This window comes from Xenorhabdus koppenhoeferi (assembly GCF_900116635.1).
Lineage (GTDB): Bacteria > Pseudomonadota > Gammaproteobacteria > Enterobacterales > Enterobacteriaceae > Xenorhabdus > Xenorhabdus koppenhoeferi.
In genome coordinates this window covers 97,918-118,459 of the sequence record NZ_FPBJ01000005.1, presented here as the reverse complement: position 1 = coordinate 118,459, position 20,542 = coordinate 97,918, and the positions used below count along the sequence as shown (strand labels likewise).

General features: G+C 42.4%; 13 protein-coding genes and 1 pseudogene. 8 read left to right on the top strand and 6 right to left on the bottom strand.

Annotated elements, in window-relative coordinates; translation table 11 throughout:
• The 3 genes and pseudogenes from BM329_RS14335 to BM329_RS03040 all read left to right on the top strand — a co-directional run.
• Positions 1 to 83 (top strand): annotated as a pseudogene (locus tag BM329_RS14335) (IS5/IS1182 family transposase); the annotation flags it as partial.
• A 239-nt stretch (positions 84 to 322) separates the two neighbouring features.
• On the top strand, positions 323 to 1,981 hold the full coding sequence (ushA, locus tag BM329_RS03045) for a bifunctional UDP-sugar hydrolase/5'-nucleotidase UshA (protein WP_092548703.1): 1,659 nt from the start codon (positions 323 to 325) through the stop codon (positions 1,979 to 1,981).
• 374 nt (positions 1,982 to 2,355) lie between these two features.
• Entirely contained in the window at positions 2,356 to 3,990 is a 1,635-nt protein-coding gene (locus BM329_RS03040) for an ABC transporter substrate-binding protein (RefSeq protein WP_245758996.1), read from the top strand.
• Positions 3,991 to 4,582: 592 nt separating this feature from the next.
• Here the strand turns inward: BM329_RS03040 and brnQ are convergent.
• The 3 genes from brnQ to phoB all read right to left on the bottom strand — a co-directional run bounded on the left by brnQ (position 4,583) and on the right by phoB (position 8,445).
• Positions 4,583 to 5,923, bottom strand: a complete 1,341-nt coding sequence (gene brnQ, locus BM329_RS03035) for a branched-chain amino acid transport system II carrier protein (protein ID WP_092548697.1) — start codon at positions 5,921 to 5,923, stop codon at positions 4,583 to 4,585.
• A 384-nt stretch (positions 5,924 to 6,307) separates the two neighbouring features.
• Positions 6,308 to 7,618, bottom strand: coding sequence for a phosphate regulon sensor histidine kinase PhoR (phoR, locus tag BM329_RS03025; protein WP_092548727.1), 1,311 nt, complete (start codon positions 7,616 to 7,618; stop codon positions 6,308 to 6,310).
• A 137-nt stretch (positions 7,619 to 7,755) separates the two neighbouring features.
• A complete protein-coding gene (gene phoB / locus BM329_RS03020; RefSeq protein WP_092548724.1) occupies positions 7,756 to 8,445 on the bottom strand; it encodes a phosphate regulon transcriptional regulator PhoB in 690 nt (229 codons plus the stop codon).
• Between the two features lie 277 nt (positions 8,446 to 8,722).
• Between phoB and sbcD the strand changes: the two genes are divergently transcribed.
• The 4 genes from sbcD to murA all read left to right on the top strand — a co-directional run bounded on the left by sbcD (position 8,723) and on the right by murA (position 15,444).
• On the top strand, positions 8,723 to 9,940 hold the full coding sequence (gene sbcD / locus BM329_RS03015; protein WP_092548691.1) for an exonuclease subunit SbcD: 1,218 nt from the start codon (positions 8,723 to 8,725) through the stop codon (positions 9,938 to 9,940).
• Between the two features lie 17 nt (positions 9,941 to 9,957).
• Positions 9,958 to 13,644: an AAA family ATPase gene (locus BM329_RS03010; RefSeq protein ID WP_092548688.1), complete on the top strand. Its 3,687-nt coding sequence runs from the start codon at positions 9,958 to 9,960 to the stop codon at positions 13,642 to 13,644.
• Between the two features lie 225 nt (positions 13,645 to 13,869).
• Entirely contained in the window at positions 13,870 to 14,124 is a 255-nt protein-coding gene (gene ibaG, locus BM329_RS03005; RefSeq protein ID WP_092548685.1) for a BolA family iron metabolism protein IbaG, read from the top strand.
• A 57-nt stretch (positions 14,125 to 14,181) separates the two neighbouring features.
• Positions 14,182 to 15,444 (top strand): UDP-N-acetylglucosamine 1-carboxyvinyltransferase, encoded by a 1,263-nt coding sequence (gene murA / locus BM329_RS03000; protein WP_092548682.1) that lies wholly within the window; start codon positions 14,182 to 14,184, stop codon positions 15,442 to 15,444.
• A gap of 139 nt (positions 15,445 to 15,583) precedes the next feature.
• On the opposite strand, the gene degS is transcribed toward murA, so the two are convergent.
• From degS to zapG, 3 genes are all read right to left on the bottom strand, one after another.
• Positions 15,584 to 16,645, bottom strand: a complete 1,062-nt coding sequence (gene degS / locus BM329_RS02995; protein ID WP_092548679.1) for an outer membrane-stress sensor serine endopeptidase DegS — start codon at positions 16,643 to 16,645, stop codon at positions 15,584 to 15,586.
• Between the two features lie 293 nt (positions 16,646 to 16,938).
• Positions 16,939 to 18,318, bottom strand: coding sequence for a Do family serine endopeptidase (locus BM329_RS02985; RefSeq protein WP_092548676.1), 1,380 nt, complete (start codon positions 18,316 to 18,318; stop codon positions 16,939 to 16,941).
• A 294-nt stretch (positions 18,319 to 18,612) separates the two neighbouring features.
• Positions 18,613 to 19,014, bottom strand: coding sequence for a Z-ring associated protein ZapG (gene zapG / locus BM329_RS02975; protein WP_092548721.1), 402 nt, complete (start codon positions 19,012 to 19,014; stop codon positions 18,613 to 18,615).
• Positions 19,015 to 19,249: 235 nt separating this feature from the next.
• On the opposite strand from zapG, the gene zapE reads away from it, so the two are divergent.
• On the top strand, positions 19,250 to 20,377 hold the full coding sequence (gene zapE, locus BM329_RS02970) for a cell division protein ZapE (RefSeq protein ID WP_092548673.1): 1,128 nt from the start codon (positions 19,250 to 19,252) through the stop codon (positions 20,375 to 20,377).
• The last annotated feature ends 165 nt before the right edge of the window (positions 20,378 to 20,542 follow it).

The window sequence follows — 20,542 nt, the reverse complement described above, 5'->3', positions numbered from 1 at the left end:
CGACCCGTTACGCCAAAAACAGTGCATCGTTTCTTGCCGCAGTCCAAATCCGCTGCCTTGCTCTTTGGTTGAGTATTTCATGACGACGCCATCTAATACATATTAGGCTGCTAATGAAATTTTATAGCATGGACATAATTTGACAGTTATCCCAAAAAGGTGAAAGAAGACATTATTTAATGACATAATTATGTAATCCTTATCAGAAAAACTCGATACATGATCATAGATACCCAATAGATTTCAAGTTGCCGTTAATAACGTTGCAATTTGAAAGATGGGGGGTGTCACTAATAAAAATTTAAAATACATGGAGATACCCATGAGATTTTCGTTTAAAGCACCAGTATGTGTCCTTGCTGTTTCTCTGTCATTGATACCGTTAGTAACTCCTGCGTGGGAAAAAGATAAAACCTACGATATCACTATCTTGCATACTAACGATCATCACGGACATTTTTGGCAGAACGATTATGGTGAGTATGGTTTATCAGCTCAAAAAACCATGGTAGACGCTATTCGTCAGGACGTTGCCAAGAAAGGTGGCAGCGTATTGTTATTGTCAGGTGGTGACATTAACACTGGCACACCAGAATCAGACATGCAAGATGCAGAGCCAGATTTTAAGGGTATGAATCTTATAGGCTACGATGCAATGACGCTGGGAAATCATGAATTCGATAAGCCTTTAAGTGTGCTGTACCAACAACAAAAATGGGCAAACTTCCCATTTTTATCTGCCAATATTTACCAAACCAGCACGGGCAAGCGTTTGTTTAAACCTTACACCATATTTGATAAGCAGGGTGTGAAAATTGCTGTTCTTGGTTTGACGACTGATGATACGGCGAAAATAGGTAATCCAGCTAATTTTCCCGATGTTGAATTTCGTATTCCTGCTGAAGAAGCCAAAAAAGTTATTGACGAGCTGAAAAAGAACGAAAAACCAGATGTGATTATTGCTGCAACTCATATGGGGCACTATGACGATGGACATCATGGCACCAATGCGCCAGGAGATATTGAAATGGCGCGTAGTTTACCTGTGGGTTATTTAGATATGATTGTGGGTGGTCACTCACAAGATCCGGTTTGTATGTCCGCAGAAAAGAAAAATTATAAACAGGTGGATTATATCCCAGGAGCACCTTGTTCCCCAGATCGCCAGAATGGGACATGGATCGTTCAAGCTCATGAATGGGGAAAATATGTTGGTCGGGCCGATTTTCAATTCCGTAATGGTGAATTTAAATTGGTGAGTTACCAATTGATTCCTATCAACTTGAAGAAAAAAGTAACTAAAGAAGATGGTAGTACAGATCGTGTTTATTATACACACGAAATTCAGCAAGCCCCTGAAATGCTCAATTTATTGACACCTTATCAGGATAAAGGCAGCCAAAGACTTAATGTTAAAGTAGGCTCAGTAGATAACAAACTAGAAGGTGACCGTAGGAAGGTTCGTTTTGTTCAAACCAATATGGCACACTTTGTACTGGCAGCTCAGATGGAACGGACAAACGCTGATTTTGCTGTGATGAGTGGTGGTGGTATTCGTGATTCTATTGAACCGGGAAATATTACTTACAAAGATGTTATGAAAGTGCATCCATTCGCTAACATGTTGGTTTATTTGGATTTTAAAGGTAGTGAAGTCTTACCATATTTGACGGCTGTTGCAAATATGGAAAAGAATTCAGGTGCTTATGGGCAATTCTATAATGTGAGTTTTGTGGTTGATGGTAAGAATATCAGCGATGTAAAAATTGGCGGTAAGCCATTAGATCCAAATAAAACTTATCGAATGGCTACCCTGAATTTCAATGCAATTGGAGGAGATGGCTATCCAAAGATTAATAATTTACCGGGTTACGTTGACACCGGTTTCGTCGATGCTGAAGTACTGAAAGAATATATTGAAAAACATTCACCATTGAATACCGCTGACTATGAACCAAAAGGCGAAATAGTGTATAAATGATAGCAACAGATTAAAAGATTATTGTTAGTTATCTAATCGAGTAGGAGACGGAATCACTCCCGTCGTCCTCTCACACCACCGTACGTACGGTTCCGTATACGGCGGTTTATGTTAATAACATTAGCAGGCTTTTGAGGTGTCCGGATTTAATGTACTACTACAGATACTATAACGGTGTTTGATCCAGATCATAAGAGCAACGCTAATTATTATGTGTTGCTCTTATATATTTAACTCATACTCAGTTTTATAGACAGCGCTGATTAATAGAAGATATCATTTAATTCAGTAATATTTATACCGATGATGATAAGGTGATAGTGATAGATGTAATGATTATTTAAATAACATAAACAGTTATGGAGAATATTAATATGCAGAAAACGATGGCAAGGCTAATAAAAAATAAAATTGCTAAAGTATTAACCTGTTCTATCAGTCTAATACTGGGAAGTACGGCATTATCTTATGCTGCTGTTATTCCCTCCAATGTTCAATTAGCGGATAAGCAAGAAATAACTCGCAATAACTTTTCCGAACCCGGTTCTTTAGATCCACATAAATCTGAATCTAGCTCTGAATTTGATATTTTACAGGATTTTTTTGAACGTTTGGTTGATACGGATAATGAAGGGGATATTATCCCCGCTTTAGCTGAACGTTGGGAAACCAAAGATAATAAAACGTGGGTCTTCCATTTAAGAAAGGGAGTTAAATGGTCTGATGGTACACCGATTACAGCCCATGATGTGGTCTTTTCTTTCCGACGGCTGGTCACGCCTGACACCATCTCTCCTTACGGCAGCTATCTTATTCAAGCCAAAATTGTGAATGCACAAGATGTGCTATCAGGTAAGAAAAAACCGGAAGAGCTGGGTGTCAAAGCACTGGATAACGAAACGATAGAAATTGCACTGGACAGGCCCAAAGCGGGTTTTCTGCAAATGTTGGCACATCCGTCCATGTCTCCAGTCAGTGAAAAAGTTATCAAGAAACACGGTATTAAATGGACACAGCCACAATTTTTTGTCAGTAATGGCCCTTTCAAACTCTCTGAATGGATCGTGAATGAAAAAATTGTCGGTGTCAGAAATCCCCATTATTGGGATGATAAAAATACCGTCATTAATAAAATCACTCATCTGCCATTGTCAGATTATAAGGCTGATTTTAACCGTTATCTGACAGGTGAGATTGATATATCCAATGGTGGGCCATCAGAATTCCTGCCTCTGATTAAAGAGAAATATAGCGATCAACTCCATGTCAGGCCCATTATTGGAGTCTATTATTATCTGTTCAATACGCAAAAGCCGCCGTTTAATGATGTTCGGGTCAGGCAAGCACTGGCATTAGCAGTGGACAGAAACATTATTACTGACAAGGTATTGGGTAATGGTCAAAAGCCCGCCTATGATGTGGTAGCACCTGGCACCGGAGGGATTTATTTAAAACATCCTGAATTTGCTTCATGGACACAAGAACAGCGTATTGTAAAAGCGAAAGAGTTACTGAATGAGGCGGGCTTTAACGAAAAGAATCCTCTTAAGCTTACCCTACTGTATAACACCTCTGATGCCCATAAAAAAATTGCCATTGCTGCCAGCTCGACGTGGAGAAAGAATCTGGGTGTGAATGTCATTTTACAAAATCAGGAATCTAAGACACAGAATGTGAGTATGACTCAAGGCGACTTTGAAGTGACGAGATATGCATGGAATGCGGATTATAATAATACGACCAGCTTTTTAGATATTTTCACTTCAGGCAATACGAATAATCATATGAGATATCAAAATAAGGAATTTGATAAATGGGCTTTAAAAGCTGATGAAACTAATGATCCGGCCGATTATCAACAGGCTATTGATATTCTTAATAAAGATATGCCTGCCATTCCGGTCTACTATTATATGCGGGTTAAATTAATCAAACCTTATGTTGGTGGTGTAGAGATTAATTCACTGGGAGTTATTAAGACAAAAGATCTTTATATTATAAAACACTAATCTTTAGTAATATACCCGTCGTCTTTCAAGTTGCAGCTTTGTTGGTTGCGCTCACTTACCCCAGTCGCATAGTTACCTATGCTCCTGGGGATTAATGAAAAATAAACTCATTAAAATTCTTACCTGTTCGATGGGAATGCTATTAATAACCCAAATTAAAGCTGAGCTGCGGACCTTGATGTAATCCGCTGACTGGCTCCTTATTCTCCTAACGAGCTTTGCGCGCAGAGCATAATATAGTGATACATTTATATAGTGGTACATTTATATAGATACATTTGTCTGGCGGATTAACGCCCCACTATAACTATAACTATAACTATAACTATAACTATAACTATAACTATAACTATAACTATAACTATAACTATAACTATAAACTGCGCGGTCGCCGGTGGGAGCTAGCGAATTAGCACGTCTCACACGATCCTCCAGTTCGATTACAGCCAGTAATCTGTTATTCATTCTCAATTTTATTTTCATCACCTTCATTGAGTGAGGAGCGTAAGTATGCTCACCCTTATCATTAATGTCATTGCATGAATTATAAATAAAATTAGCAAATAACTGCCTGTAATGAACTTATTTTATTCTACTTTTCTTCATGCTGAACTTCATACTTTGGGAGATTAACGCCTCCCGCAATACGGTCATAGATAGCACACACAACAATAGACAGCAAAGTAGGCAATAGCCATGCCAGCCCCTGATCAGCCAATAGCAAGTGTTTCGTCCATTCTGGCAACAGGTGGGACAAATATTCAGACGATTTTACTGCATCCAAAACGCCAAACAATAAGCTGACAGACATGGCCGGAGCCAGAATACGTGTAAAGTTACGCCACCAGTTTATGGTAAAACTCAGCAATACCAGCACAATACATGGCGGGTAAATTGCCGTCAGCACAGGAATCGAGAATTTAATCAAGTGGCTCAGACCCAGATTAGACACCAGCATGGAGAAAGTGCCCAGCATCAGAACCAGAGAACGATAAGATAACGGCAAATAACGGCTGAAGAACTCAGCACAGGCGCAAGTCAAACCAATAGCGGTAACCATGCAGGCAATGAAAATCAGTATCGCAAGGAAGAAACTGCCATAGTTACCAAAAACATTCTGGACATAAGCATGCAAAATGACTGCGCCATTTTCAGCAGTGGGTACTAATGTGCCACTGCTTTCCCCCAGTTTGAACAAGGAGAGATACACAAGAGCCAAACCAAGACCAGCAATCAAACTTGCCCACATGGTATAGCGAGTCAGCAAAGTAGATGCTTCAATTCCTCGAGAACGAGCTGCATTGACAATAACAATACCGAACACCATCGCGGCCAATGTATCCATCGTCAAATACCCATTGACAAAACCATTTGAGAATGGAATTTCTCGATAGGTTTCAACGGCAGGAATAGGGCTACCTGCTGGCCACAACACAGCAGCAATGCCGAGAATCGCCAGCGCCAGAATTTTAACCGGAGCCAGTATATGTCCGATGCTATCCAGCAACTTACCCGGATATAGTGAAATCAGGATCACCAACGCAAAATAAATAACACTATAGATGAATAGAGGAAGTGCTCCTGTGCCCATAAGCGGTGCAATACCTACTTCGAAAGAAACTGTGGCGGTTCTTGGTGTTGCAAACAAAGGACCGACAGCCATATAACAAACAGTTGCCAGAATCAGACCCGCAGTTTTACCAATAGGCGAACTGAGTGTTTCAATACCTCCACCGACTCTTGCTAAAGCAATTACTGTGATGACTGGCAGGCCAACAGCCGTTAGCAAAAAGCCTAAAGCTGCGATCCAAACATGTTCTCCGGCCTGCAAGCCAACCATAGGCGGGAAAATAATATTTCCCGCACCAACAAACAAGGCAAAGGTCATAAAGCCTAATGCCCAAATATCCTTAGATGATAAACGGTATGCCATAATGATTATTAATTTATTTTTGTCAAAAGAATTGCATGTGCGATATTAACTAATTAACGCAAACACTTGAATTTTCAACGGCGAGACTGAATTCTGATGTAACAGTCAGTGATCAACATAATATTCACTGATAATCGCAAGATACAGAACTATAGTGATAATAGTAGCTAGAATCGCCAACAACTGCCCCCAAGTAAAACTTTTATAGTGCCAAAAGGCAAGCGACAAACCAAAAACCAGAATAATATTCCAAACTAATTTTAAAAATTAGTGATTATTGTTATCTATCATTGAATACACACTATATGATTTGTACTTTTTTAGTCATATTGATTAATAAATCATTTTTTCCCGTTTTGTTACCATTTAATTCCATGTAACTCATTATTTTTTATATAAACTATTTTTAGATGAAACGATAAGTCTAGATATCAATAGAAAGCTAAAAGTAGAACCTTTTCCTAATACACTCGAAATGTCGAGATGAGTATTGTAGTGATGCAGGGCATGTTTCACTATTGCAAGCCCCAGCCCACTACCGCCCGTTTGCCGCGAACGTGCACGATCTACGCGGTAAAAACGTTCTGTCAGGCGTGGTAAATGTTCCGCACTAATCCCACCGCCATTATCCTCCACCTTAAACAACGCCCCCTGAGAGACACTTCGCCAACTCACTTCAATTCTTGTTCCCAAAGGAGTATGGTTGATGGCGTTATAGACAAGATTTGACATAGCACTGCACAACTGATCCTCATTTCCAAAAACTTTCAGTTTTTCATCGATATTAAATACAATATCGTACTGATTATTTCCCAAGGTTAATGCTTCTTGCCGCAATAACGTCAAGAACGCGGGAACATCAACAATCTCATTCATGTCAACTTGTGGTCCTGCTTCAATTTTGGAAAGATGCAGCAGTTGCTTAACCAGACTGTCCATTCTCCAGATTTGTTCCTGCATGGTACTGACAGCTTTCTGGCTGGCCTTACTATCAAGCTCTTGATCCTGCATCATCTCTAAATAGCCTTGAAGCACGGTGAGTGGCGTTCTTAACTCATGGCTGACATTGGCGAAGAAATCCCGTCTGGCGTTTTCCAACACTCTTTTTTGAGTAATATCGCGCGCCACCATCAATAACTGCTTTTCTGAATAAGGCATGAACCGAAACTCCATCATATTTCCGTTATTCAGCTCAATAGATAAAGGACGGGAAAAATCATTTGCCATGATATAGCGACTAAAATCGGGGTAACGAAGTAAATTGAAAATATGCTGACCATTATCATCCGGCCAGCGAAACCCAAGTAAATGTTGGGCTAAGCGGTTACACCAGAAAATGTTACCTTCCGTAGTAAGTATCACGATGGCATCCGGCAATGATTCTGCGCCACTGCGAAACCATTTGATCAATAACGCGAGTTCACGACGCCGTTTACGATTACGCTGCTGCATCTGATAGATACCATAAAAAATAGGCTCCCATCCTCCTCTCCCCGCAGGAGGTAGCGAACTGCGATCCAGCCATAGCCAATCGGATAACTTCAGCAAGTTATAGCCATGCCATCCCAGTGCCAGAAATAGTGCAATAACGAGTAACCATGCCAGATGACCGATAAAAAGAGACAAAATGACCGCAGGCAGACAAAAAAGCACAAGGCCCCAGACCAATTTTTTCCAAGATAAACGCTCAAGCACACTATTTTCTCCAACATGTTTCTCCAGCATGAAAACATTATGACCCGAAACTTCTATTACCCGAAACCACCCACTACTCAGTTACAGCTATCATTCAAACCAACATGACCAATCAACAATAAACGAATTCAGCACCATCAATAACGGGTAGAAAAACGATATCCTGTGCCACGAACAGTCTGTACCATTTTGTCATGATTACCGACTTCTAAAGCCTTACGCAAACGCCGGATATGCACATCAACAGTGCGATCTTCCACATAAACATTCGTTCCCCACACATAATCAAGTAACTGCTCGCGGCTATAAACCCGCTCTGGATGAGTCATAAAAAAGTGGAGAAGTTTGAACTCAGTTGGTCCCATTTCCACATTCTGCCCCTGACTGGAAACACGATGAGATGATGGGTCCAGTATTAACCCATCCATATCAATAACATCGTCAACCTCTATAGGCGGCATTCGCCGAAGAACAGCTTTAACGCGAGCAACCAATTCCTTGGGTGAAAAGGGCTTAGTGATATAATCATCAGCCCCGATATCAAGCCCACGCACCCGATCTTCTTCTTCTGCGCGCGCTGTTACCATAATGACAGGAATTATTTTGGTATTATTATCCCTCTTCATTTGCTTAATAAGTTGTATTCCCGAACCTCCGGGAAGCATCCAGTCTAATAACACTAAATCGGGATAAGGTTCTGATAACCTACCTATTGCCGTATCATAATCTTCGGCTTCAACGGCCTGATAACCGTTTTGTTCCAGAACAAAACAAACCATTTCACAAATCGGTACTTCATCTTCAACTACCAAAATACGTTTAACCATAGTTGATCCTGCCAATATCATTGAAGTCAGCAACATTCACTTTGTGTCATTATGAGTCAATTTTATGACAATTTTATGAAAACCCTTATACCTCAATTATCAATCTGCAAACTCATTCACAGTGAATGCATCACACTTTTGTCATATTTCAATTGTAAATGCGAACTTGCTCGAAAATTCAATTATGGAAATCAAATTGCGCAGGACATCCCTTATACACCCATTATAATTAGCGCTTATCATGAGTAAGAGAGAGCATAGGTATAGGTGATAAAATATGCGAATCATTCATACATCGGACTGGCATCTTGGCCAATATTTCTTTACCAAGAACCGTGCTGCGGAACATAAGCATTTTTTACAGTGGCTTATTGAACAAATCATACAGCATCAGGTTGATGCATTAATTATTGCCGGAGATATTTTTGATACAAGTGCCCCTCCCAGCTATGCTCGTGAGCTTTACAATAAATTTATCGTAGCGCTACAGCCTACAGGCTGTCAGCTAGTCATTCTCGGGGGAAACCATGATTCCGTCGCTACGCTCAATGAATCAAAAGCCCTGCTTTCCTACCTGAATACGACGGTGATTGCCAGCGCTGAACCCGAAAGTACAGAGCAGCAAATAAAGGTACTGAATAATAAGGATGGCAATCCGGGGGCAGTTCTCTGTGCGATCCCCTACCTTCGCCCACGGGATATTATGACCAGTCAGGCCGGGCAGTCTGGCATTCAAAAACAGCAAGTGTTACAGGATGCCATCACCAAACACTACCACCAGCTTTATCAACAGGCCAGTGCATTGCGGGAACAACTTGCTCAACCCTTGCCAATCATTGCTACCGGGCATCTTACCACCGTGGGAGCTGCTACCACGGATTCTGTTCGTGATATTTACATCGGCACGCTGGATGCCTTTCCCGCACAGGCATTCCCGCCTGCTGACTATATCGCACTCGGGCATATCCACCGTCCGCAAGTCATCGGAAAATCAGAGCACATTCGCTACAGTGGCTCCCCCATTCCCCTAAGTTTTGATGAGGTAAATCAGGAAAAAAGTGTGTGTCTGGTTGACTTTAAGGCAGATAAACTCGGGAGCATTACACTCTTACCTATTCCGCGCTATCAGCCTATGCAGCTTATTCGTGGCAACCTTACGCAAATAGAAGAACAATTGCAGGCGTTCAAAGAGTATCAAGGAGAACGTCCTGTTTGGCTCGATATTGAAGTTGCAACCCAAGATTACCTTCACGATATCCAAAAACGCATCCAAACCCTGAGCGAAGGGTTGCCTGTAGAAATTATCCTGCTACGCCGCAGCAAAAGCGTCCGTCAACTGTCATTGTCTGAACAAAATAAAGAAACACTCACTGAACTGAGTGTGGAAGACGTTTTTGAACGGCGTCTGGCACTGGCCGAAATGGACGATCTTTCTCAAAAACAACGCCTGACTACCCTGTTTAAGCAAACGCTGGATGATATTTCTCAGCACTAACAAAAAGAACAAACTCCATGAAAATTCTTAGTTTACGACTGAAAAATATCAATTCCCTGAAAGGAGAATGGAAAATTGACTTTACAGCAGAGCCATTTGCCAGCAATGGATTATTTGCCATTATGGGTTCAACCGGCGCGGGCAAAACCTCCTTGCTGGATGCCATTTGTCTTGCTCTCTATCATGAAACACCACGATTAGAGACTATTTCCACAACCCAAAATGAATTAATGACGCACCATACTGCCGAATGTCTTGCTGAGGTGGAATTCGAAGTCAAAGGTATCGCTTATCGGGCATTCTGGAGCCAACGCCGTGCCCGCAATAAAGCTGATGGCAAACTTCAGGAGCCGAAAGTTGAATTGGCAGATAAAAAAAGCGGTAAGATTTTGGCAGATAAGATACGGGATAAAAAAGAGAAAATTGCCGAAATAACAGGTCTGGATTTTAGCCGTTTTACTAAATCCATTCTCTTATCACAGGGGAATTTTGCCGCATTCCTGAATGCACAGGATAAAGATCGGGCAGACCTTCTTGAAGAACTAACAGGAACAGAAATTTACGGCTTCCTGTCCCAGGAAATTTATCAGCGCCATAAAGAAGCACAATCTGAACTCAATATTCAGCAAGCCAAAGCATCTTCTATTGAATTGCTCACACCAGAACAGCAACAAGCATACCAAAGTCAACAACAGCAGCTTATTACAGAAGAAACCCAGCTCAGCCAGCAAATAAAAGCATTACAAATAGCCGAACAGTGGCTTTCCCGACGCAATGAACTTCAACAATCACTGGCACACAATACGTCACTTTTGCAACAGGCTGAGCAGGCTATTCAGGTAGCAGATCCCCAATTACAACAACTCGCAGCCAGCGAACCGGCAGAAAAAATCCGTTCATTATGGGATGCACAAAATCGTACTCTTGATGAAAAACAGCGGCTTATTGAGCAACATACAAAAATAGAAAATGAGTGCCAGCAGCAGCAAGCATTACTGCAACCTGCGGAACAGCTATTGGTTCATTTAGAAAAAACGCGGGAAGAGCATCAACAATTCCAAAATCAACAGGAAAAGCTCATCTCAGAGCAAGTAATGCCACTCGATCATAAAATTGATATTCAATCAAAAGAACGGCTGAGACTGGAAAAAGAAATAACCAGACAGAACCGCGAGTGTTCTGACATCCTAACTCAGTACCAAACCACGCAAAATCATACAACCACACTGAATAAAGAGCAGAAAAGGCTGGAGTCCTATTACGAGCAACATCCCTATTACCACAATTTGGACAGCAAGCTGCCTGAATGGAAGCAATTAATTACCCGTCAGCAAGAACGACAGACGAAAATAAACCAACTTACACAAAATACCCAGCAAATTACCCGAGAGATCACTCACGAAACCGATCATTTAAACAAGCTGAATGCAGAATTGGTTAAACAGCAAGAACAAAAGCAAATATTGCGTAATAACCTTATCAAGGTTGAAAACCAACTTACTGTTTTGCAACAAAAGCATCCGTTGGAACAGTTACAGAAAAATATAGAAAATTATCAGAACCAACTGACATCACAGAATAAACTGGCGATCTTGCTGCCCCAGATCCAGCAATTAGACAGAGCGATCGCAGACGGTCAAACCAAACTGATACAATCTCAGGAGTGCCTCAAACTCTTGCCGGATCAGATCGCCACTGCCAACCAACAATTAGCAGAAAAACAGCAACATTATGACGATCTCGACAATCGTATACGTTTAGAACAACGGATTGTCAGTCTGGAAAAAGAACGATCACTATTAAAAGAAGGGGAATCCTGCCCACTTTGTGGTTCAACTCACCATCCCCTAATCAGTGAATACCAGAGTATTGCCTTACCGCAGTCAGAGGAACGATTGAAAAGCCTGCGCCAACAAATTGGGCAACTGCAAGAAAATCGGACAGCGCTGCAGCAAAAACAACAGATCCAGCAACAACATTGCGAACAATTGCAGCAAAATATCGCGCAATTCAACGATACATTGACGGGATTCACTAAACAGTGGGAGCATCATTGCCAGTTATTACAGTCCACTGACTTGCTGATGGATACAGAATCGGTTAATCACTTTATCAGCCAGCGACAATCCGCTTATCAGCAATATCTGAGCCAACAGCAAGCACTTTCGCAGGCAGAAAAAATCTATCAAACAGCGGAAAAAACGCTAACCTCCAACCGTGAACAATCTCAAATATACGAAAAGAATATTGAACTGGCTAAATTCAAGCTGAATACCGCTCAAAAAAAATTGTCAGAAAAAACCGCAGAGATTTGTCAGACAGAAGCTGATTATGCAGTAACAGCACAACAATTAAATACTGAATTGCAATCAACACCTTTCACACTGCCTGCTTACCAAGAAGCAGAAAACTGGCTGCAACAACGTGAACAAGAATTAAAAAATTACCGTGATTCACGCGAAAAATGGCAGCAACTACAAAAAGAACAAGCAGCCCTGCAAAGCCAACTCAATGAATTGGAAAAGCAAAAAAATAAGCTTGCCATCCACCTTCATGGCTTGAATGAACAACAACAGCAACAAAAACAGTTATTGGAGCAAACCTGTCAGGAACGTCACAATTTATTTGGTGAGCAAACCATTACTGACGTTCGTCAGGGCTTACAACAAAAAACCAATGAACTTGAAGTTGCTCACAAACAGGCTGCTTCTCACTTACAACAACTACAAAATAAAATGAGCCAATTAACTGGTGCTGCCAGTGAAATTGAAAAAAGCCACATCTCAGCCGAATCCAGCCATAAGCTTGCTGTTAGCCACTTCCAGTCCGGATTAGCACAACAAGGTTTTCTTGATCAACCATCCTTTGAGCGTGTTTTATTGGAGCCGGAACAACGGGAAAAATTGCAACAGTTACAAGAAAAACTTGAACAACAACAATTGCAAGCCAGAACCCGACATCATGGATCTGAGGTTGCATTACAGCAGCATACGGAAATACAGCCGCAATTGTCTGAGCAGTATGAAGCCGAGCAATTATCAACCATGCAGGCCGAGGCTGAAGCTAAGTTAAAACACAATAACCAGCAACAAGGCGAGGTCAAAATCCTGCTCAACAGCGATGCAACCCGCCGACAGCAACAACAACAGTTACTGGCGCAAATCGCACTCTCACAACAAAATTATAATGACTGGAGTTATCTCAATAATCTTATTGGTTCCGCTGATGGCGCTAAATTCCGTCGTTTTGCCCAAGGGCTGACATTAGATCATCTCGTACATCTGGCAAATATCCGATTGGAAAAATTACATGGTCGTTACTACTTACAACGTAAAAATGACGGCGGGTTGGAATTACAAGTTATTGATACCTGGCAGGCGGATGCAGTTCGGGATACCAAAACCCTTTCCGGTGGGGAAAGTTTTCTTGTCAGCCTTGCTCTTGCTCTCGCCTTGTCTGATCTGGTGAGCAACAAAACACAGATAGAATCTTTGTTCCTTGACGAAGGTTTTGGCACACTGGATCCTGAAACTCTTGATATCGCTCTGGATGCTTTGGATCACCTTAATGCGTCAGGGAAAACTATTGGGATAATAAGCCATGTAGAAGCATTAAAAGAGCGTATCCCTGTTCAAATTAAGGTAGAAAAAAATAATGGATTGGGTTTCAGCCAATTAGCGCCAGAATTTAGGGTTTTGACTTAATTACATGAATGACTAAAGTTTGGCAATTATCTGAATGATCCAACTGCCTATTCGGACGCGTGAGCTGTATACCCAAAACCGGGGGGCCATCGGCAGCCGCTCCCTGAACAGCGCGCCCCTGTAAGCCATCATCTTACAGGGGCGTTTTTCTTGGTTTAAGAGTCGCCTGGATTCTATTAGGATAGGCATCTACTATTATTTTCTAACAACGAATGTGAGCAATTTATGGATACTAATGAAATTAAAAAAGTGCTGATGGAAAGATTAGTACTTGATGACGTTATCGTTAGCGGTGATGGCAGTCATTTTCAGGTTATTGCTGTTGGTGCAATTTTTGATGGCCTGAGCCGTGTCAAACAACAGCAGACTATTTATGCTCCTCTGATGGAATACATTGCTGATAACCGTATTCATGCGTTGTCAATCAAGGCTTATACGCCTGTGCAGTGGCAACGTGATCGTAAGCTTCAAGGATTTTGAGGCTGTTTGCCTCGTCGCGAACAGCACACTTTGAATTAAATAAGAGAATCATGACAGATGGATAAATTTCGTGTGAAAGGGCCTGCCTGCCTGTCGGGAGAGGTTACTATTTCCGGGGCAAAAAATGCCGCACTACCAATTATGTTCGCAGCGCTGCTGGCAGAAGAACCCGTTGAGTTACAAAATGTTCCTGCATTGAAAGATATTGATACCACTATCAAACTGCTTAATCGCCTGGGAACGAAAGTGGAACGCAATGGCTCTGTTTTTGTGGATGCCAGCGGAGTCAATGAATACTGCGCACCTTATGAACTGGTTAAAACAATGCGGGCTTCCATCTGGGCATTGGGACCGCTGGTGGCGCGCTTCGGCCAGGGGCAGGTTTCTTTACCGGGTGGTTGCGCCATAGGTGCCCGTCCGGTTGATCTCCATATTTCCGGATTAGAGCAGCTTGGCGCGCAAATCGTGCTGAATGAAGGTTATGTCAAAGCCACCGTAGATGGTCGCCTGAAAGGTGCCAATATTGTCATGGATAAAGTCAGTGTTGGTGCAACAGTGACTATCATGACTGCGGCAACATTGGCGGAAGGCACAACGATCATTGAAAACGCGGCGCGTGAGCCTGAAATTGAAGATACGGCGAGCTTCCTCAATACATTAGGAGCAAAAATTAGCGGTGCAGGCACTGATCGTATTGTGATTGAAGGTGTTGAGCGTCTGGGTGGCGGCGTTTATCGCGTACTGCCTGACCGTATCGAAACGGGTACCTTCTTGGTGGCGGCTGCTATTTCTCGTGGCAAAGTGGTTTGCCATAATGCTAAGTCCGATACACTCGATGCTGTTTTAGCCAAATTGCGTGAAGCAGGGGCGGATATCAAGGTCGGAGAGGATTGGATAAGCCTTGATATGCACGGCCGGCGCCCTAAGGCCGTGACATTCCGTACAGCTCCGCATCCGGGCTTCCCAACCGATATGCAGGCTCAATTCAGTTTATTGAACATGGTTGCGGATGGTGCGGGTATGATTACCGAAACTATTTTTGAAAATCGTTTCATGCATATCCCTGAGTTAATCCGTATGGGCGCTCGTGCTGAAATTGAAAGCAACACAGTACTGTGCCACGGAGTTGAAAAACTATCTGGTGCTCAGGTGATGGCGACCGATTTGCGCGCTTCGGCAAGTTTGGTTCTGGCAGGTTGTATTGCTGAGGGAACCACTATTGTCGATCGTATTTATCATATCGACCGAGGCTATGAGCATATTGAAGATAAACTGCGGGGCCTGGGTGCAAATATTGAACGTATTAAGTCGGCTGACTAAACAGGATTAATATTTTCCCTCGCCTGATGTAGGTGGGGGGAAATAAGAATGAAAATTAAGAGCATGAAACCTCAAATCCTTTATTTCCACAGCTTATGGCTGGGTTGATGTTTAGAATGCCAATTTGAGCAAATCAGTTTTAATAAACGTCAAACTCATCGATTATAACCTTAAGTGTGAGAGATGTGCCGTCACGCAAAACGGTGACTGGTACAACGCTGCCCGGGCGGATCTCTGCAACTTGATCCATTGTTTCAGTAGGGGAAATCGCAGGCTGATGATTGACACTGATAATGATATCCCCAACTTTGAGACCCGCTTTTTCAGCAGGCCCTTCCGGTGCTACTTGAAAAACACGCAGGCCTTGGATTTGATTGATATTACTGCCTGATGAACGGATATAGGATAATTCTTTGGCGGTGATGCCTATATATCCCCTAATGACTCGCCCGTCACGAATCAACTTCTGCATGATTGTTGTAGCCAGTTTCTCCGGAATGGCAAATCCCAATCCTTCAGGAGTTGAACCAAATTCTGACTTATCGAATGTCAGTGTATTAATACCGACCAATTCTCCCAGCGTATTGACCAGCGCTCCGCCGGAGTTGCCCTGATTAATTGATGCATCTGTTTGCAGGAAATTCTGGCGACGTGTTGGACTCAGGCCAACGCGCCCTGTGGCACTGATAATGCCTTGCGTGATGGTTTGTCCCAAATTGTATGGATTGCCGATTGCCAGGACGATATCCCCGACATGGGGCACTCGTTTCGGATTGATCGGGATTACGGGAATATTTATTGCACTAATCTTTAAAACTGCCAGATCTGTCGGGCCATCTGAGCCGACTAACAGGGCTTCATAAAAACGACCATCTTGCAGAGCGACAATGATAGAACCAGCCTTATTGATAACATGCTTATTTGTAAGAATATAGCCTTGTTCACTCATAATGACGCCGGAACCGAGAGGTTGAAGTTCGCGGCTTTCATGGGAGAAACTACCCATGCTGCTACTGTAAATATTAACAACAGCAGGTGCTGCACGTCGAACGCCTTGGCTAAAGCTATAAACTTCATCACTGTAGTTGTTGCCGCTCAGGAGGTTTTTCAAACCATTGGGACGCAGGGAAGGAATGACAACCAGCAAAATGACTGCAATTAATAACCCTATTATTATAGAGCGCAATAACTTGATCAGCATGGCATTATTCAGTAAGTAAATAGGTGAAAAAAGAGTAGCATGAAAATGAACAAACACAGCACAATACTGTGTTTGTTCATTTCATCATTTCAGGTCGCAGCTTTGTTGGTTTCGCTTATTTTCCCGGTCACATAGTTATCTATGCTCCCGGGAATTTGCTCTCTTGCCGTCGCGATGCAACTTGAAATCCATTGTGTATATGTGACTGAAGATTTGCTCCCTTGCCGCCGAGCAGCAATTTGATACCTATTGTGCCTAACGGGTATTAGATTGCGTTTTCAATATTAAACGGATTAATTACGCAATAATAGATAAACGTTATTGTCACCTCGCAAGACGTTCAGCGCGATAACAGACGGCTTGTTTTCAATAACCTTACGCAATTCGTTAATATTTCTGATACGGGTATTATTGGCAGCAACAATTAAGTCATTCTTCTGTAAACCGGACAACGCAGCAGGTGAATTCTGAATAATAGTGTCCACTTTGATGCCTTGAGTCTCTTTTACTGTGGCATTGCTCAGGGTAGCACCTTGCAGGGCGTTACTCAGTTTCTCTGCTTTGGTTGAACCATCTTCGTTGTTGTCCAATGTTACTGTGACTTCCAGGGGTCTCCCTTTACGCAATAAACCAATTTTAACCTCTTTACCCGGAGCTGTTGTGCCAATCTTCGCTCGCAATTCTGCAAAACTGCTAATTTTTTTGCTTTCAAAGGAAACCAGTACATCCCCTGATTTGATACCCGCTTTTGCCGCTGCTGATTTAGGTATAACTTCGCTGACAAAGGCACCTTGCTGCGTATCAATCTTGAGCGCTTGGGCAATGTCTGCGGTCATTTCTATGCCCCTAATGCCGAGTATGCCGCGTTTGACTTCTCCGTTTGAAATGAGCTGTGCGGCAAGGTTTTTGGCCATGTTACTAGGGATGGCAAAACCGATACCAACGTTACCGCCATTCGGCGCTATGATGGCGGTGTTAATGCCGATTAACTCGCCTTTCAGGTTAATTAATGCTCCGCCGGAATTGCCGTGGTTAATGGAGGCATCGGTCTGGATGAAGTTTTCCAAACCCTCCAGATTCAACCCACTGCGACCAAGGGCGGAAATGATCCCCGATGTCACAGTTTGCCCTAACCCAAATGGGTTGCCGATTGCAACAGCATAATCCCCAACGCGCAGTTGATCGGAGTCAGCAAACTTGATAGTCGTTAAGTTTTTTGCATCCTTCAACTGTAAAAGTGCAATATCAGTTTGTGGGTCTCGCCCGATGAGTTTGGCTGAATACTCACGACCATCGTTTAATTGAACGCGCATTTTATTTGCATTATCAATGACATGATTATTGGTCAGCACATAACCTTTCTCTGCGTCAATAATAACGCCAGATCCTAATCCTTTAAATGGACGGCTTCTTTGTTCTTGTGAAGGAAAACCTGGCCCAAAGAAGAATTGGAAATCTTCCGGTAACTGGAGCTGCCGATTTTGCACTTCAGTGCCTGAAACATGCACTGTCACAACAGAAGGAAGCACTTTCTCCAGCATGGATGCGAGGCTGGGTAATTCCTGAGAGGCCATTGCAGCAGGTAAAGCTGCATTGCCTACCATTGGAACTGAAGCTAAAGATAATCCAATACTGATTGCGAGTGCGCTAAGCAATGTGTTTTTTCTTTTCATTGAATACGTTCTCTTAATACCTAAGTCAGAAAGGGAAATCGTACTTAAGAAGCCTATCCTGTCAGGAGATTTTCCTTCCCCGGCAATTACGCTCGGTGAGATAGGCTCTAAGCATAATTATTTCGATGTTTTTACGACTACTGATTATTCAGCAAAGTTCACTAATAATGTAGTTTCTCTGGGCTTCTTTACAGGTATTTACGTGAATTAAAATTAAAGAACAAAACTTTTTCTATCAGATAAAAAGGTATTGATGGGCCGTGGCATTTACTGTTGCCACGGCAAGTGTGATTATTATTTTTTATCTTGAATGGGGCGGAGGAGTCCTGATGCACCCTCAGAGTAATCCCGTGGAGGCTTGTCTGCCACTATTTTATTTTTCTCGGCTTCGGGTTCGCCGAGACGATAATTAAAGGGATTGTCTTGTACTGGTATATTGGTCATAAGCTCGTTGGAACTTTTAGCCATGTGCTGATATAGCTGACGATAATCGCGAGCCATATTGTCCAGTAACTCAGCACTGCGGGCGAAATGGCTGACCAGCTCTTTGCGATATTCTTCTAATTCAGCCCGGTTTTTTTCTAATTCTGCCTGTAGTGCATTTTGCTGACGCAGCTTTGAGCTACCAAAGCGGACAACCAGCGCGCCGCCGATAAAACCAATGATTAACCCGATCAGTGCATATTCCCAAGTCATGGCAACTCCTTTAGTAACATCATTGTTCTGCAATATCATTACTACCACTATAACCGCTAATTTAGTTAGAGTGGAATATTGATTATTATTTAATTAATTTATGTACTGCCTAATGTGTTAATTTTATATAAATTTGTCCGGGCGCGCAGCGAATTATTTGCAAAATTGGTGCAGCTCTTCTCCGTAAGATGTCATACGTGCTGAAAATAAAAAACGTTTAAGGATTGTTACTTTCATGTCACCGATTACACCTTCATTCCTATATCAATCTGCACTGTCTAATGGTCAGTATCAACCTGACGATGTACAGCGCGATACCGTTGCATGTTTGGATATTATTCATCGTGACCTTATCAACTTCCGTCCTTGCCATTCTCCACAGCCCAATTGGTTGAAAGGAATATTGGATCGGTTGTTTGGCCGGAAAGCGCCCGTACAGTGTTGTCCGGTTCAGGGACTTTATATGTGGGGAGGTGTCGGGCGTGGCAAAACATGGTTGATGGATATGTTTTATAAAAGCTTGCCCACTGAGCGTAAGCTGCGTCTCCATTTTCATCGTTTCATGTTACGAGTACATGAAGAATTAACCGCTTTACAAGGGCATGAAAATCCTTTGGAGGTAGTGGCTGATGGTTTCAAAGCACAAACAGATATTCTCTGTTTTGATGAATTTTTTGTTTCAGATATTACGGATGCGATGATCCTCGGTACGTTACTGGAAGCCCTCTTTGCGCGGGGAATTGCATTGGTGGCAACATCCAATATTCCGCCTGATGAGCTATATCGAAATGGATTACAGCGAGCACGTTTCCTGCCTGCCATTGAACAAATCAAAGAGTATTGTGGTGTTATGAATGTGGATGCAGGAATTGATTATCGATTGCGGACACTCACACGAGCACATCTCTATCTGACACCATTGTCGGAGGAAAATCGACAGGAAATGCGTCGCATATTTCTGCGTCTGGCGGGACAGGAAGGTGAACCTAATCCGGTATTGGAGATTAATCATCGCAGTATGCCCACAATCAGTAGCGTTGATGGGGTATTGGCAATTAATTTCAAAACACTGTGTGAAGATCCTCGTAGTCAGGTGGATTACATTGCGTTATCGAAGCTTTATCACACCGTTTTACTGCATGACACGCCGATCATGAGAGCACGGAATGAAAATGCGGCCCGGCGTTTCATTGCTCTGGTGGATGAATTCTATGAACGTCAGGTGAAACTCATCATTAGTGCCGAGGTATCTATGGAGCAAATTTATCAGGGAGAACTGCTCGAGTTTGAGTTCCGCCGTTGTCTGTCCCGATTACAGGAAATGCAAAGTGAGGAATATCTTAAATTACCTCATTTGCCCTGAATCTACCCTGGTGTATTTATCGCTGAAACAAAAGCAATACACCCAATGGGATAATTATTGAATTTGGGGTCGATTTTTTACGATGACTTCTCTATAATCTTGCGACCCCACGTTACAGCAAGATCAGCAAGATTTTTTATTTCCCGAAAAACTTGCATTAGTGCC

Excerpts from the sequence above, each read along its gene's own strand:
- ushA (WP_092548703.1), top strand. The coding sequence starts at position 323 with ATGAGATTTTCGTTTAAAGCACCAGTATGTGTCCTTGCTGTTTCTCTG.
- BM329_RS03040 (WP_245758996.1), top strand. The coding sequence starts at position 2,356 with ATGCAGAAAACGATGGCAAGGCTAATAAAAAATAAAATTGCTAAAGTA.
- brnQ (WP_092548697.1), bottom strand. The coding sequence starts at position 5,923 with ATGGCATACCGTTTATCATCTAAGGATATTTGGGCATTAGGCTTTATG.
- phoB (WP_092548724.1), bottom strand. The coding sequence starts at position 8,445 with ATGGTTAAACGTATTTTGGTAGTTGAAGATGAAGTACCGATTTGTGAA.
- sbcD (WP_092548691.1), top strand. The coding sequence starts at position 8,723 with ATGCGAATCATTCATACATCGGACTGGCATCTTGGCCAATATTTCTTT.
- BM329_RS03010 (WP_092548688.1), top strand. The coding sequence starts at position 9,958 with ATGAAAATTCTTAGTTTACGACTGAAAAATATCAATTCCCTGAAAGGA.
- ibaG (WP_092548685.1), top strand. The coding sequence starts at position 13,870 with ATGGATACTAATGAAATTAAAAAAGTGCTGATGGAAAGATTAGTACTT.
- murA (WP_092548682.1), top strand. The coding sequence starts at position 14,182 with ATGGATAAATTTCGTGTGAAAGGGCCTGCCTGCCTGTCGGGAGAGGTT.
- degS (WP_092548679.1), bottom strand. The coding sequence starts at position 16,645 with ATGCTGATCAAGTTATTGCGCTCTATAATAATAGGGTTATTAATTGCA.
- BM329_RS02985 (WP_092548676.1), bottom strand. The coding sequence starts at position 18,318 with ATGAAAAGAAAAAACACATTGCTTAGCGCACTCGCAATCAGTATTGGA.
- zapG (WP_092548721.1), bottom strand. The coding sequence starts at position 19,014 with ATGACTTGGGAATATGCACTGATCGGGTTAATCATTGGTTTTATCGGC.
- zapE (WP_092548673.1), top strand. The coding sequence starts at position 19,250 with ATGTCACCGATTACACCTTCATTCCTATATCAATCTGCACTGTCTAAT.